At 69.1% G+C, this 14,594-nt stretch carries 13 protein-coding genes and 1 tRNA gene; 10 read left to right on the top strand and 4 right to left on the bottom strand.

The window, feature by feature from the left end; genetic code table 11:
• Positions 1–8: 8 nt before the first annotated feature.
• Positions 9–1,154, bottom strand: a complete 1,146-nt coding sequence (locus ABZ434_RS20815; RefSeq protein WP_359138713.1) for a ThiF family adenylyltransferase — start codon at positions 1,152–1,154, stop codon at positions 9–11.
• Between the two features lie 187 nt (positions 1,155–1,341).
• Here ABZ434_RS20815 and ABZ434_RS20810 point away from each other — a divergent pair, with 187 nt between their 5' ends.
• The 4 genes from ABZ434_RS20810 to ABZ434_RS20795 all read left to right on the top strand — a co-directional run bounded on the left by ABZ434_RS20810 (position 1,342) and on the right by ABZ434_RS20795 (position 5,122).
• Positions 1,342–1,965 (top strand): M48 family metallopeptidase, encoded by a 624-nt coding sequence (locus ABZ434_RS20810; protein WP_359138710.1) that lies wholly within the window; start codon positions 1,342–1,344, stop codon positions 1,963–1,965.
• Between the two features lie 106 nt (positions 1,966–2,071).
• Positions 2,072–3,655, top strand: a complete 1,584-nt coding sequence (locus ABZ434_RS20805; RefSeq protein WP_359138707.1) for a TerD family protein — start codon at positions 2,072–2,074, stop codon at positions 3,653–3,655.
• Positions 3,656–3,666: 11 nt separating this feature from the next.
• Positions 3,667–4,347 (top strand): AIM24 family protein, encoded by a 681-nt coding sequence (locus ABZ434_RS20800; RefSeq protein WP_148020615.1) that lies wholly within the window; start codon positions 3,667–3,669, stop codon positions 4,345–4,347.
• Between the two features lie 19 nt (positions 4,348–4,366).
• Positions 4,367–5,122: an AIM24 family protein gene (locus tag ABZ434_RS20795; RefSeq protein ID WP_359138704.1), complete on the top strand. Its 756-nt coding sequence runs from the start codon at positions 4,367–4,369 to the stop codon at positions 5,120–5,122.
• A 108-nt stretch (positions 5,123–5,230) separates the two neighbouring features.
• Here the strand turns inward: ABZ434_RS20795 and ABZ434_RS20790 are convergent, their stop codons facing one another.
• Positions 5,231–5,779 carry an NUDIX hydrolase gene (locus tag ABZ434_RS20790; protein ID WP_359138702.1) on the bottom strand — a complete coding sequence of 183 codons (549 nt, stop codon included), beginning with the start codon at positions 5,777–5,779 and terminating at the stop codon, positions 5,231–5,233.
• Positions 5,776–7,215, bottom strand: coding sequence for a zinc-dependent metalloprotease (locus tag ABZ434_RS20785; RefSeq protein ID WP_359138699.1), 1,440 nt, complete (start codon positions 7,213–7,215; stop codon positions 5,776–5,778). Before ABZ434_RS20785 ends, ABZ434_RS20790 begins: the two co-directional genes overlap by 4 nt.
• A 189-nt stretch (positions 7,216–7,404) precedes the next feature.
• On the opposite strand from ABZ434_RS20785, the gene ABZ434_RS20780 reads away from it, so the two are divergent.
• The 4 genes from ABZ434_RS20780 to ABZ434_RS20765 all read left to right on the top strand — a co-directional run bounded on the left by ABZ434_RS20780 (position 7,405) and on the right by ABZ434_RS20765 (position 10,721).
• Positions 7,405–8,547: an SDR family oxidoreductase gene (locus ABZ434_RS20780; protein WP_359138697.1), complete on the top strand. Its 1,143-nt coding sequence runs from the start codon at positions 7,405–7,407 to the stop codon at positions 8,545–8,547.
• A gap of 161 nt (positions 8,548–8,708) precedes the next feature.
• The gene (locus ABZ434_RS20775) at positions 8,709–9,170 is read left to right on the top strand and encodes a molybdenum cofactor biosynthesis protein MoaE (protein ID WP_359138694.1); all 462 of its coding nucleotides are present in this window, start codon (positions 8,709–8,711) and stop codon (positions 9,168–9,170) included.
• 128 nt (positions 9,171–9,298) lie between these two features.
• Positions 9,299–9,487: a hypothetical protein gene (locus ABZ434_RS20770; protein ID WP_328950384.1), complete on the top strand. Its 189-nt coding sequence runs from the start codon at positions 9,299–9,301 to the stop codon at positions 9,485–9,487.
• Between the two features lie 145 nt (positions 9,488–9,632).
• A complete protein-coding gene (locus ABZ434_RS20765; protein WP_359138690.1) occupies positions 9,633–10,721 on the top strand; it encodes a PDZ domain-containing protein in 1,089 nt (362 codons plus the stop codon).
• Positions 10,722–10,752: 31 nt separating this feature from the next.
• On the opposite strand, the gene ABZ434_RS20760 is transcribed toward ABZ434_RS20765, so the two are convergent.
• Complete coding sequence (locus ABZ434_RS20760) at positions 10,753–11,319, bottom strand: PPA1309 family protein (protein WP_359138688.1); 567 nt, start codon at positions 11,317–11,319, stop codon at positions 10,753–10,755.
• A gap of 127 nt (positions 11,320–11,446) precedes the next feature.
• On the opposite strand from ABZ434_RS20760, the gene ABZ434_RS20755 reads away from it, so the two are divergent.
• Both ABZ434_RS20755 and ABZ434_RS20750 read left to right on the top strand, forming a co-directional pair.
• A complete protein-coding gene (locus ABZ434_RS20755) occupies positions 11,447–14,380 on the top strand; it encodes a UPF0182 family protein (protein WP_359138890.1) in 2,934 nt (977 codons plus the stop codon).
• Positions 14,381–14,432: 52 nt separating this feature from the next.
• Positions 14,433–14,506: transfer RNA gene (locus ABZ434_RS20750), tRNA-Met, on the top strand.
• Positions 14,507–14,594 lie beyond the last annotated feature (88 nt).

Raw genomic sequence — 14,594 nt, 5'->3', positions numbered from 1 at the left:
TGCGGCGGTTACCCGGCCATTGTGTCGTGCGCCGTGCCGGCCCCGGAGGTGCGCACCCCTTCAGTGTGCCCACTCGCTCCACAGGAACAGTCGACGTGCGCCCCGATCTGCTCCGACCGCCAGTCCGACAGCGGCAGCGAGGCTTCCCAGCGCGCCCCGGTACTGGCCGGCAGTTCGCCGTCGAGGAAGGCCAGCGCATGGGACGCCGCAAGCCCCGCCACCGCTGTCGCCAGTCCCAGATCGCACGCCTGCACGGCGGTGCGCCGCCCGGACTGCCATTGAGCCAGCATGCGCGGCCACTGCTGGTCCCGGTCCCGGCGGTGCCGATCGAGGCAGCCCGCACAGGCCGTGCCTCCCGGAAGCACCAGCGGTCCGACGAACCCGGTGGCCTCGATGACCCCTGCATAGAGATGGGGCGTACCCGAGGCGATCCACGGCTCGGCGGTGCGCGGATCGGGAACGTAGCCGGTCAGGCCGTCGCGCGGGGCGACGACGATCAGGGACAGACCGGGCTCCCCGCTCGCGCGGCCCGCCGCCGACTGCACGCCCCGAGGCGCAGGACCGGGGAAGGACCGGCGGACCAGTTGGCGCGCCGCCGAGTCCCGGCGCTCACCGACCGCCGAAACCGGCAGGCCCCCGGGCGACACGTCGCACGGTTCGGCGCACCCGCCGTCCAGGACCTCGACCCGGCCCACCCCCGACCCGGAAAGCACCGCCGCGATCGCGGCGCCGACCCGTCCGGCTCCCCGCACCTGGACCCGCATGGAGCGGCGGGCCGCCAGCCGTCGCATTCCGCCGCCCGGCTCGGGATGGACGACAGAGAGTGACGCCAGGTCGGGCCGGTACTGCTCCAGTGCGTCCAGCCGGTTCCGTAACGCATCGGCTTCCGGTCCGCCCGCCCGCACGTCGTCGACGAGTCCCGCGTCCATCAACCGCGCCACGAGTGTGTCCACTTGATGATCATTCAGATCCAGTGCCCGGGCCTCTTCGCGCAGCAGAGGCATCCCGCGTGTTCCGTCGAGCAGTTCCAGGAAACAGCCCGTCGCGATATCCATCGGACCGACCTTGACCGCATGTGCGGGGGTCACGCCGAATTGCACGGTGCCGCTGCCGCGCCATGCGCGGCGTAGTGCGGGCTTCAACATCGGATGCACGGCTTCCTCCGGTCTGTGTGGCTGCGTGAGATCCATTGCCAGAATGAGGCGCGCCGCGGAACCGTGCGAAAAGTTGTCCACAGGCAGGGGGTATTAGTCGTTCAAATGGTGCAAGCCATGAGGTGGATCATGTGTGAACCGTCCCGGAGGCGGGACTTCCCCCACTGACAGCGGGTAACGTCGTGGCGTGCCCGCCGACCCGACACCCGGCTCTGCCGGGGAGACTTCCGCGCGCGGCGCCGGAACCCACCGGCGCAGTGCGGCCGACCACCCGCCCCGTGCCTCGGCGACGAGCGCGGTCGAGGTCCGCAGGAGCACCCGCCGCAGCAGAACGGTCTCCGCGTACCGGGAGGGCGATCGCACGATCGTGCTGATCCCCGCCCGGATGTCCGCGGCCGAGGAGCAGCGCTGGGTGAGCGTGATGCTGGACAAGCTCGCCGCCCAGGAGAACAAGCGGATCCTCGGCGACAGTGCGCTCGTGGAGCGGGCGGAGCGGCTGTCCGCCCTGTATTTCGACGGCCGGGCCCGGCCCCTCTCGGTCCGGTGGGTGACCAATCAGAACACCCGGTGGGGGTCGTGCACCCCGGCCGAGGGCAGCATCCGGCTCTCGCACCGGTTGCAGGGCATGCCGGAGTACGTCGTCGACTACGTACTCGTCCACGAGCTGGCCCATCTCCTGGTGCCCGGGCACGGACCGCGGTTCTGGCGGCTCCTCGACTCCTACCCCCGTACCGAGCGGGCCCGGGGGTATCTCGAAGGGGTGGTGGCCGCCGACCGGCTGCCCCACCTTCCTGCCGCACGCGGCGAGTGACGTTCGTGTTTTTGTACCGGGTCTGTACCGGCTTGGCCCAGGACCTGAGTTTGCGGTTAGCCTGACGCGACGCATTTACCTTCCGGATGGGGGACGGTCGTTACGCATGGCCAGGGAATTCCAACGCGGCCACAAGGCCAAGATCAGCGATCTCACGCCGGGGACGGACCTGTACGTAGGTGTGCAGATCGCCGGCCCGGGACTGACCTTTGACATCAGCTGCTTCGGCCTCGATGCCAATGAGCAGCTCTCCGACGACCGTTATTTCATCTTCTTCAACCAGCCGAAATCGCCTGAGGAGTCCATTCAGCTCCTTGGTGCGCAGGCCGGTGACACGGAGTCGTTCCGCGTCACCCTGGACCGCATTCCGGCGAGCATTCACAAGCTGTCCTTCACCGCGACGCTGGACGGTGCCGGACAGATGTCGCAGGTCGGCCCCGGGTACATCCGGATTGTCGCGGGTGGCGAAGAAGTCGTCAGGTACGCGTTCACGGGCTCGGAGTTCACCACCGAGCGTGCCGTGATGCTGGGTGACTTCTACCTCAAGGACGTCTGGCGGTTCGCCGCCGTCGGCCAGGGCTTCGACGGCGGGCTCGACGCGCTGCTGAAGAACTTCGGCGGCGAGGTCGCCGAGGAGGCCCCCGCCGCTCCCCAGCCGCAGTCCGCCGCCCCGTCGTTCGCCCCGCCCGCACAGGCAACGACCCCCGCCCCCTCCTTCGGCGCCCCGGCCGCACCGCAGCCCGCGCCGTCCTTCGGCGCACCGGCGGCTCAGGCACCCGCGCCGCAGCAGCAGATGCACGCCGCGCCGACGATAGCGGCGCCGCTGGCACCGCAGCACGGCGTCAGCGTGCCGCCGCCGCCCGCACCGGCTCCTTACGGGCAGCCGCCCCAGCAGCCGCAGTTCGGACAGGTCCCGGCACAGGCACCCGCGCCGTTCGGGCAGCCCGCACCGGCTCCGTACGGACAGCAGCCGCCAGGCGCCCCGCAGGGAATGCCGCAAGGTGTTCCCCAGGGGGTACCGCAGGCCGGTGCCGGCCTCCTGGCCGCGCTCCAGCCGTACAAGGAGACAGCCACCGGTCAGCGCTGGACCCCGCAGAACCAGCAACTCATGCGCGTCGACCTCACCATGGGCGGAGCCGGAGTGCTGGCCCGCCAGGGCAGCATGGTGATGTACCAGGGCAAGGTCGACTTCGGCTACAAGGGTGCCGGCTTCGCCGGCCGGATGGTGGGCAACGCCACCGGCCAGGAAATGCAGCTGATGCGCTGCACCGGCCGTGGCCAGGTCTTCCTCGCCGAGGACGGCTCCCATCTGCACGCCATCGAGCTCCAGGGCGACGGCATCTGTGTCTCGGCCGAGAGCGTCCTCGCCTTCGACGAGTCGCTGCAGTACGAGGTACGCAGGATCGAGGGCCACGGCATCCCCGGCGGGGCCCTGTTCACCATGCAGTTCCAGGGCACCGGCACCATCGTCGTCAAGACCCACGGTGTCCCCGTCGTCCTGCCGGTCACCCCGACCACCTTCGCCGACTGCAACGCCGTCGTGGCATGGTCGGCCGCGTCCCAGGTGATCATCTCCAGTCAGGTCCGGCTGCGCCGCAACGCCTACCCCGGACACAGCGGGGAGACCGTGAACCTCCAGTTCCGGGGCGCCCCCGGCAACTTCATCGTCGTCCAGCCCTACGAGGTCTGAGGGAGCCCGTCATGAATCAGCAACTCGCGGGCTACGCCCCGACACCCGTCACGGCCCGGATGGAGAACCACGGCCATTCGATGCTGAAGGTCGCCATGGCGACCGGTCAGGACCTGTACGCGCGCACCGGCTCGATGGTGGCGTACGAGGGCTTCATCCAGTACGAGCCCAACCCGCCGGCCGTCCGCCAGATCGCCTCGCAGTGGATCACCGGCGAGGGCGCGCCCCTGATGAAGTGCGCCGGCGACGGGCTGCTCTACCTCGCCGACTACGGCGCCGACGTGGTCGTCATCAATCTCAACAACGACTCCCTCTCGGTCAACGGCACCAACGTCCTCGCCTTCGACGGCCACCTCACCTGGGGTGTCGAAAGGGTCAAGGGGCTGGCCAAGTTCGCCGGCCAGGGCCTGTGGAACGTCTGCATCTCCGGTACCGGCTGGGTCGCGATCACCTCGCGCGGCACACCGATCGTCGTCGACTGCGGACGTGGCGAGGACGAGACGTACGTCGACCCGGACGCCCTCGTGGCCTGGTCCCCGAACCTCAAGGTGAAGGGCAAGCGCAGCTTCAAGGCCTCCTCGCTCATCGGGCGGGGCAGCGGCGAGGCGTTCCAGATGGCCTTCTCCGGCCAGGGGATCGTCGTCGTCCAGCCGAGCGAGGACAGTACCGACCGCCTGCGGGTCCGGAACTGACGGGGAGGGAGAACACACCATGCAGAGTCCGCTTTTCAGCTATACGGAACAGCAGTCCCAGGAGCGGTACACGGTCCAGAACCCGCAGCTCCTGCGGGTCGCGCTGACCGGCCACGACGACGTCCTCGCCCGCAAGGGAGCCATGGTCGCGTACCAGGGCCTGATGGAGTTCGACGGCGAGTACCAGTCGCACGGACAGCGCCGCGCTCGCGCCACCACCGGTGAGGGCCTCGACCTGATGCGCTGCTCGGGGCAGGGCACGGTCTACCTCGCCAACCTCGCGCAGTACGTCCACGTGGTGGACGTCGACCGCGACGGTCTGACGGTGGACAGCTCCTACGTCCTGGCGCTCGACTCCTCCCTGCACACCGAGGTCATCGCGGTGGACAGCCAGTACGGAATCTCGGGCACCGGCAAGTACCAGCTCAACATCTCCGGCACCGGCAAGGTCGCGCTGATGACCTCCGGCCAGCCGCTGATGATGCAGGTCACACCCGACAAGTACGTCAACGCCGACGCCGACGCGATCGTCGCCTGGTCCAGCTCACTGCGGGTGCAGATGCAGGCACAGACGCATTCCTCGGGCGTCTTCCGCCGACGTGGCAACACGGGCGAGGGCTGGGAGCTCAGCTTCCTCGGCCAGGGCTTCGCCCTGGTGCAGCCCAGCGAGGTGCTGCCGCCGCAGAGTGCCCAGATCGGCCAGGGCCTCGGTGCCCAGTTCGGCATGGGGCAGCAGGGTTCTCACGCGCAGAACCAGAACAACGCCTGGAACTGAGCGGTCCCGCCCGTCCCTGCGTACGAGGGGTGAGACGGGCACAGTGGCATGGACGGGTGAGGGGCGGCCTCCCGGAGGCCGCCCCTCACCCGTACCGCCGGCTTCCGGCTACCGGCCGGCGTCCAGGGCGGTGCGCGTACGTTCCATGAGGCGGACCACCGAGGAGTCGGCGACCCCGGCGACCTCGTCGTAGGCGAACCAGCGGAGGTCGAGCGACTCCTCGCTGATCCGCTCCGCCGCGCCCGACGGCGCCAGAGCCGCGTACTGGACGTCCAGGTGCCAGTGGCACGGTGCGGGGATCGGATGGCGGTCCAGGACCACCGGGCCGCCCTCGAGCAGGGCCAGGCCGGCGATACCGGACTCCTCCGTCGCCTCGCGCAGCGCTGCTGCGGCCAGCGAGCCGTCCCCCGGTTCGCAGTGGCCGCCCATCTGCAGCCACATCCGCAGCTTCCGGTGCAGCGTGAGCAGCACCCTGCCGCGCTCCGGATCGACGACCAGCGCGCTGGCCGTCAGATGTCCGGCCCCGCAGGCCTTCCACATGCCGTCGGGATGCCGTGCCAGATGGTCCAGGTACGCCTGGCGCAGCTCCTCCTGGGTGGCATCCGCCCCGGTTCCGTAGCCCTTCAGTACGAGGACGGCATCATCGTGCAGGCTCACTTGTCGGTGTCGTCCTTGTCGTCGGTGTCACCGGCGTCGGCGTCGTCCGAAGGCTCCGCTGCGGGCTTCTGCGGCCCCTTCGCCGCCTCGCCGAGCATCTTGTCCAGCTCGGAGAAGTCCAGCTGCTCGTGGTGGACGAACCCGTCCGGATCGTCGAGGTCGTGGGCGGTGGGCAGCATGTCGGGGTGCTCCCACAACGCGTCGCGCCCGTCGAGCCCCCGCGCGTCGGTGAGCGAGGCCCACAGTCGCGATGCGTCCCGCAGCCGGCGCGGACGCAGCTGGAGACCGATGAGCGTGGCGAACGTCTGCTCGGCGGGACCGCCGGAGGCGCGGCGCCTGCGCATCGTCTCGCGCAGCGCGTCCGCGGAGGTCAGCCGGGACTTCGCGGCCTCGTGGACCACGGCGTCCACCCAGCCCTCGACGAGCGCGAGCGCCGTCTCCAGGCGAGCCAGGGCGGCCTTCTGCTCCGGGGTGTCCTCCGGCTGGAACATGCCCTGCTGGAGGGCGTCCTGCAGCTGCTCCGGCTGCGAGGGGTCGAACTGGCCGACCACGTCCTCCAGCTTGCTGGTGTCGACCTTGATCCCGCGCGCGTAGCCCTCGACCGCACCGAACAGATGCGAGCGCAGCCACGGCACATGGGCGAAGAGCCGCTGGTGGGCGGACTCGCGCAGGGCCAGGTACAGCCGTACCTCGTCCTGCGGCACGCTCAGGTCCTTGCCGAACCGCTCGACGTTCAGCGGAAGCAGGGCGGCCTTGCCGGCCGGTCCGAGCGGCAGCCCGATGTCGGTGGAACCGACCACCTCGCCGGCGAGCACGCCGACGGCCTGTCCGATCTGCTGGCCGAACATCGCGCCGCCCATCGACCGCATCATGCCGATCAGCGGGCCGGCCATCGCCTGCATCTCCTCGGGCAGCACATCACCCATGGCGAGGCCGACACGCTCGGCCACCGGGTCGACCAGCTTCTGCCAGGCGGGAAGGGAAGCCTCGACCCACTCGGCACGGCTCCACGCCACGGTCGAGACGGAACCGGAGGGCAGCGACGTCACGCCGTCGAGCCAGTGGTCCGCCAGGCGCAGCGCCTCGTCGACCGCGGAACGGTCCGACGGGCCGACGCTTGCGTCCTTGGTGCCGTCGGGGGTGCCCTGCGAAACCGTCTGGCGGGCGATCTGCTTGGCCATGTCCCAGTTCACCGGGCCGCCCTCGTAGCTCAGCATCTGGCCGAGCTGCTGGAAGGCGGCGCCCAGGTCGTTCGGGTTCATGGAGCCGAACATGGCGGCGAAGGGGTTGTCACCGCCCGCGCCGGGGCCGAAGCCGAACGGGTTCGCCGGACCGCCCGAACCCTGCCCACCTCCGGTGGGGTCGTTCTTCTTGCCCTTGTCGCCGTCGTCCGGCTCCTCCGGCGGAAGGCCGAATCCGAATGGGGTGTCACTCACGGGTTTCCTCGGCTCGTAGGGCCGCCGGCTCGAACCGACGGCGACTGCCCGACATCACCATCCAGCGTAGACACCAAGTCCGCTCGGGGCCTCAGTGCTCCGCCTGCTTCCGGCCTGCGGCAGGATGGACGCACCTGGTACGTACGCGTCATTCGGGTACGTACTGAAGACAACCGCTGGAGACGCCCGGTGAGTTCCCCAGATCCTCAGGTTCGCGCAGCGCGAAACCTGGCCGACCCTTCGCCCGAGAACAAGACCGTCCGCAGCCGCTCCGGAAGCCGCGGCCCTGTCGTGGCGGTCACCGGAGCCGCGACGGGTGTCGGTGAGCTGCTCACCGCACGCCTGGCGGCGTCCGAGGAGATCAAGCAGGTCATCGCCATCGACGAGCGCCGCGGAGAGGTCTCCGAGGCGACCTGGCACATTCTCGACGTGCGCGACCCCGCGATCGCGGAGAAACTGCGCGGCGCCGACGTGGTGGTCCACCTGGCGCTCGATCTCGACCTGGAGACCGACCCGGCCGCCCGCACCGCCTACAACGTGCGCGGCACCCAGACCGTGCTGACCGCGGCCGCGGCCGTGGGCGTCCACCGCGTCGTGCTGTGCACCTCGGCCATGGTCTACGGCGCACTGCCCGACAACGACGTCCCGCTCGCCGAGGACGCCGAGCTGCGCGCCACCGCCGAGGCGACCGGCGTCGGCGACCTGCTGGAGATCGAACGCCTCGGCCGCCGCGCGCCCCGCGCCCACCCCGGACTCCAGGTCACCGTGGTCCGTCCCACCGTGCTCGTCGGCGGTACGGACACGGCGCTGACCCGCTACTTCGAGTCGCCGCGCCTCCTGGTCGTCGCCGGGTCGCGCCCCACGTGGCAGTTCTGCCACGTCGACGACCTGGTCACGGCGCTGGAGTACGCAGCGCTGGAAAAGATCGACGGAGAGTTCGCGGTCGGCTGTGACGGGTGGCTCGAACAGGCTGAGGTCGAGGAGCTCAGCGGCGTCCGCCGCATGGAGCTTCCCTCGGCCGTCGCGCTCGGTGCCGCCGCCCGGCTCCACCGGATCGGCCTGACCCCGTCACCGGCGGGCGACCTGGCGTACACGATGCATCCCTGGGTGGTCAGCGTGAGCCGCCTGCACGACGCGGGGTGGCGCCCGAGCTGGACGAACGAGGAGGTGCTCGCCGCTCTGCTGGAAGAGGTCGAGGGGCGCCACACCGTCGCCGGCCGCCGGCTCGGCCGCAAGGACGCGACCGCGGCCGGAGCCGCCGGCGCGACGGTGGCGCTGCTCGGCACCGCGGCCCTGGTACGCCGTGCCCGCAAGGCCCGTCGCCGGTTCTAGGGCCCGGACCGGCGGAGCTCGCCGGCCCGGGCACGAGGTCGCGTCCGGAGCCGCAGCCGGCGTTGCGAGCCGGCACCTGTAGGAGGCTCCAAGGCGGCCGACGGCCCGCCGGGTGAAAGCCGTATTCCGCGATGGAGCGGCGGTACGGCACGATGGCTGTCATGGCACCCACGTACGACCACCCCGGCGAGCAGGCGGCACAGGACCCCATCCGGCTGCTGGAGATCCGCGACACACCGCTGTCCCTGGACGAGGTCTTCCGCGCTGTCGGCGACGACGCGGCGGGCGGCACGGCGCTCTTCGTCGGCACCGTGCGCAATCACGACGGCGGTCAGGACGTCGGGGCGCTGGGCTATTCGTGCCACCCCTCGGCGCAGGACGAGATGCGCCGGGTGGCGGAGAAGGTCGTCGCCGGTTTCCCGGTCCGGGCACTGGCCGCCGTACACCGGGTGGGTGAACTGGAGGTCGGCGATCTCGCGGTGGTGGTGGCGGTCTCCTGCCCGCACCGCGCGGAGGCCTTCGAGGCCTGCCGCAAGCTCATCGACGACCTCAAGCACGAGGTCCCGATCTGGAAGCACCAGCGCTTCTCCGACGGTACGGAGGAGTGGGTCGGCGCCTGCTGAGCGCAAACCGTACAGGCGGACATCCACCCCGATTTGCGTAACCACACCCCTGCCATGAGCGTTGGTTCTGCAGATGGTTAATCTGCTGATCGTTCAGTTGCGGTCGCTCATGGGGCAGGGAGGTCGTCATGGCAGCACTCGCCTGGTTGTTGATTCCACTTTTCGCTGCGTTCGGTGCTGCGATATGGGGAAGCTGGGCCGCCCGTAATCGCACGACCGGGGACGTCACCGAGCTCGCCGGCTATGCCCGGTTCCGTGAAGCGATGGAGCGCTCACACTCCGCTTCCGAGCCGGTCGAGCAGATATCGAACGTCTGACACCAGACCGGTCGTACGCAGTCGCCAATCCGCAGCCCGTCAACCCCCGGCTCCCTCGCCCGGCGTCCTCGCCACGCCCGGCCACGGCCCTCGTACGGACCGGCCCCGACGGTGCACTGACGGGCCCTTCCCGTACTGTCGTTCCATGCCACGCCGCACCGCGACGATGCTCGCCTCCACCCTGATCCTGATCGCGCTGCTCTGCGCAGGCGTGCTGATCAAAGTGCCGTACTCGGAGATGTCCCCCGGGCCGACCGTGAACACACTCGGCAAGGTCGACGGCGAGCCCGTCCTGCAGATCACCGGACACAAGACGTACGAGACCTCCGGCAATCTCAACATGACGACGGTCAGGGTCACCGGCGCCGACTACAACATGAACCTCGTCGAGGCCGTCTACGGATGGCTGGGCCACGACAGCGTGGTCGTCCCGCACGACACGCTCTACCCGGACGGAAAGACCGAGGAGCAGTCGACGCAGGAGAACGCCGAGGAGTTCAGCCAGTCCCAGGAGAGCGCCAAGGTCGCGGCCCTCACCGAGCTGGGGATCCCGGTGTCCTCACGGGTCGTCGTCTCCACGGTCCTCAAGGACAGCCCCTCACAGGGCAGGCTTCACGCGGGCGACGTGATCAAGGCCGTCGACGGCACCGCGGTGGAGCAGCCCGACGACGTGGCGAAGCTGGTCACCCGGCACGAGCCCGGCCAGGACGTCACGTTCACGATCATCCCGGCCAAGACCGCGGCGGCGGCCGAGAAGGCCGGCAAGGAGCCCGTGGGCAGCGAGAAGATCACCATCACCACCGAGAAGGCCCCCAAGGAGAACCGGGCGATCGTCGGCATCCAAGCGGGAACGGACCACACCTTCCCGTTCGAGATCGACATCAAGCTCGCCGACGTGGGCGGTCCGAGCGCCGGTCTGATGTTCTCCCTCGGCATCGTCGACAAACTGACCCCGGGGCAGCTGACGGGCGGCAAGTTCATCGCGGGCACGGGCACGATCGACGACAAGGGCAAGGTCGGACCGATCGGCGGGATCAACATGAAGCTCGTCGGCGCGCGCAACGCCGGCGCACGCTACTTCCTGACCCCTGGCGAGAACTGCGAGTCGGCCGCCTCCGACACCCCGGACGGGCTCACGCTGGTCAAGGTCAAGACCATCGACGACGCCAAGGAGTCGCTGGAGAAGATCCGCAACGGGGACGCGGCCGGTCTGCCGAGCTGCTCGGCAGGCTGACCGCATCCCCACGTCGGTGTGGGAGGCAGGGTCAGGACTCGAAGGTCGCGGCCAGCGCCTCGGCCAGCCCCGGCACCAGACCGGCGCCGGTCCGCACGTCGTTCGGCGAGTCCTTCTCCCGCAGGCGCACGGCCGACTCGCGGGCACCGTCACGCAGGACGGCCACGGTCATCCGCACCTCCTGCCGGTCGGGGTGCCTGGCGACCCACTTGGTCAGCTGGGCGTCGTCGAGACCTTCCGGTACTGAGGCCTCCGCGGACGGCGGCAGCATCAGCCGCTCGACCGTCATCGCGCACCCGACGACGGCGTCGGGCCAGGCGATCGTGGCGAGGAACTCGTCCAGTGCGGTACCGGCGGGAAGCTCCTCCTGCTCGATAGGGGTGAGTGCGGCGGGCTTCGAGTCGTCGTCGAGGCCGAGCTGAGCGGCGAGTCCGGGCTCCTGGACACGCAGCCGTGCGGTGTCGACAAGGGCGAAGAGCCGGGCGGGCTGGTCCCAGCCGAGACCGGAGATGTACTCGTCGATCTCGAGCACGGCGACAGTGAGCGGGCTCGCGGCCATCGGAGGGCCTGAGGGGGAAACGTTGGGCATGGACAACATCCTGCCTCCTTCCGCCCCCGGAACGGGAACTAGGTAAAGCCTCAGTAAGTTGCATAGGTGGGCTCTACGATCGCTGGGCCCGCTCCACACGACCGCGAACTTCGAGGTGCGCACGTTGGCTTTCCAGATGCCGGACCGCGGCGGAGGCCCGACCGGGCCACGGATCAGAGTCGGCCGCCCGTCCCGGCGCGCCCGAACCCTGCTCATGACACTGGGCGTCCTGGCGATCCTCGCCATGGCGTTCGTCATGTTCGCGGGGTTCTGGACGGACTGGCTCTGGTACAGGTCGGTCGCGTATTCATCCGTCTTCACCACCACCCTGTGGACCAAGATCGGGCTGTTCCTCGTCTTCGGACTGCTGATGGCCATCGCCATCGGTGTGAACATCTGGCTCGCGCACCGGCTCCGGCCGCCGCTGAGCGCGATGTCCCTGGAGCAGCAGAGCCTGGACCGCTACCGGATGAGTCTCGCCCCGTACAAGAAGTGGGTGCTGCTCGCGATCACCGCGCTCGTCGGCCTGATCGCCGGTGCGTCCGCCTCCGGCCAGTGGCGTACCTGGCTGATGTATGTGAACGGGGTGTCGTTCGGCCAGAAGGACCCCCAGTTCCACCTGGACGTCTCCTTCTACGCCTTCGACCTGCCGTGGTACCGCTTCCTGCTGGGCTTCGGCTTCGCGGCGACGGTGCTCTCGCTGATCGCCGCCGCGCTGACCCATTACCTGTACGGCGGGCTGCGCATCACCAGCCCCGGCGCGCGGGCGACCGGGGCGGCCACCGGCCATCTCTCGGTGCTGCTGGGCATCTTCGTCGCGCTGAAGGCCGTGGCGTACTGGCTCGACCGCTACGGGCTGGCCGTGAAGTCGAGCGACTTCAAGGCGACGGACAACTGGACGGGCCTGCGGTACGTCGACGCCAACGCCTATCTGCCGGCGAAGACCATCCTGTTCTGCATCGCCGCGATCTGCGCCGTGTTGTTCTTCGCGACGCTCTGGCGCCGCACCTGGCAGCTCCCGGTGATCGGATTCGGGCTGATGGTCCTCTCCGCGATCCTGATCGGCGGGCTCTACCCGGCGATCGTGCAGAAGTTCCAGGTCCAGCCGAACGAGCAGGCCAAGGAAGCCCCGTTCATTCAGAAGAACATCAAGGCCACGCGCGACGCCTACGACATCGATGACGCGAAGGTCACCGACTACTCGGGCAAGTCGACCACGGAGGACGAAGCGAAGCTCCGCGCCAGCGCGGACGCCGCGGCCAGCTACCGGGTGATGGACCCCAACGTCGTCTCCCCGGCCTTCCAGCAGCTCCAGCAGAAGAGGAACTACTACCAGTTCCCCAAGACGCTGGACGTCGACCGCTACAAGGACGAGGCCGGCAAGGAGCAGGACACGGTCATCGGTCTGCGCGAGCTCAACCTCCAGGGCATCCCCAAGCGCAACTGGATCAACGACCACTTCACCTACACCCACGGCTACGGCGCGATCGCGGCCCGGGGCACCACCACCGGTAAGAACCCGAAGGGATCTCCCGACTTCACCGAGTCCGGCCTGCCGACCACCGGCGAGCTGGGCGAGTACAAGCAGGAGATCTACTACGGCGAGAAGACCGAGCAGTACTCCATCGTCGGCGGGCCCCAGAAGGAGCTCGACTACGAGGAGGACGGCGAGAAGACCACCAGTTACAAGGGCAAGAGCGGGGTCAGCCTCTCCAACGCCTTCAACCGCGCCGCCTACGCGGTGGCGTTCAGCGAGCCGCAGATCCTGTATTCGGGAGCCATCGGGGACGGTTCGCGGATTCTCTACAACCGCACGCCCAAGGAGCGCGTCGAGGCGGTGGCCCCTTGGCTGACCATCGACGGCGACGCCTACCCGGCCGTGGTGAACCACCGCATCCAGTGGGTGGTCGACGCGTACACCACGACCAACGGCTACCCGTACGCCTCGCGTACGACGCTCGGTGACACCACGGCCGACTCGCTGACCACCAACCAGCGCGCGGTCGTCGCCCAGCAGAACCAGGTCAACTACATCCGCAACTCGGTGAAGGCCACCGTCGACGCGTACGACGGCAAGGTCACGCTCTACGAGTGGGACACCGAGGACCCGGTCCTCAAGACCTGGCGCAAGGCGTTCCCCGGGACCGTGAAGTCCAAGACGGACATTCCGCAGGACCTCATGGACCACCTGCGCTACCCGCAGGACCTGTTCAAGGTGCAGCGCGAACTGCTCACCCGCTACCACGTCACGAGCCCCGCGCAGTTCTACAGCGGCAGTGACGCGTGGCAGGTCCCGGACGATCCGACCAACCAGGAGTCCGGTGCCGTGCCGCCGTACTACCTGAGCATAAAGATGCCGGATCAGGCGGCGCAGAAGTTCTCGCTGACGACGACCTTCACACCCAAGGGACGACCCGACCTGGGGGCGTTCATGGCGGTGGACGCCGACGCGGCCAGCAAGGACTACGGCACGATAAGGCTGCTGAGAGTCACCACCACGGTGAAGGGCCCGGGCCAGGTACAGAGTGAGCTCAACGGCAACGACGACGTCGCCGAGTTCGTGAGAAACCTCAAGGGCACCGACTCCGACATCGAGTACGGCAACCTGCTCACGGTCCCGCTCGAAGGGGGCTTCCTCTACATCGAGCCGGTGTACACGCGCGGCGGCACGCAGAACTATCCACTGCTGCGCAAGGTCGCCGCCTCGTACGGATCGAAGATCGTCTTCGAGAACAGCCTCGGAGAGGCGCTCAACGCGGTCTTCGGGGTCGAGGGTTCCGATACGACCGAGCCACCGGCCGATACGACGCGACCACCGGGCGACACGACGGAACCGCCGGCCACCGGTGATGCCGCGCTGAAGAAGGCGATCGCCGACGCGCAGAAGGCCTACACGGCAGGCGAGACGGCCCTGAAGGAGCAGGACTGGACCGCCTACGGCAAGGCCCAGGAGGATCTGCAGGACGCGCTGGAGCGGGCAGCCGCAGCCCAGCCCAAGGCCGGCAGCCCGAGTGCGACGGATGAATCGAAGAAACCGGCTGCGTCGGCGAGTGCCGACAGCGGCGGCTGAGTAACTCGGTAAAGCTCCACCCGCGCGTCGTGGTACGGTTTGAACACAACGACGCGGGGTGGAGCAGCTCGGTAGCTCGCTGGGCTCATAACCCAGAGGTCGCAGGTTCAAATCCTGTCCCCGCTACTGAAAGACGAAGGCCCGGATCCTCCAGGGGATCCGGGCCTTCGTCATGTCGTGGTGACTTTTCTGTGCAGTCTGCGTGAAGTGCGGT

Origin of the sequence: Streptomyces sp. NPDC005761 (assembly GCF_040630635.1) — a bacterium.
Taxonomy (GTDB): Bacteria; Actinomycetota; Actinomycetes; order Streptomycetales; family Streptomycetaceae; genus Streptomyces.
Note: the sequence above shows the minus strand (reverse complement) of the source record. Positions and strands in the feature narration are given on the sequence as shown.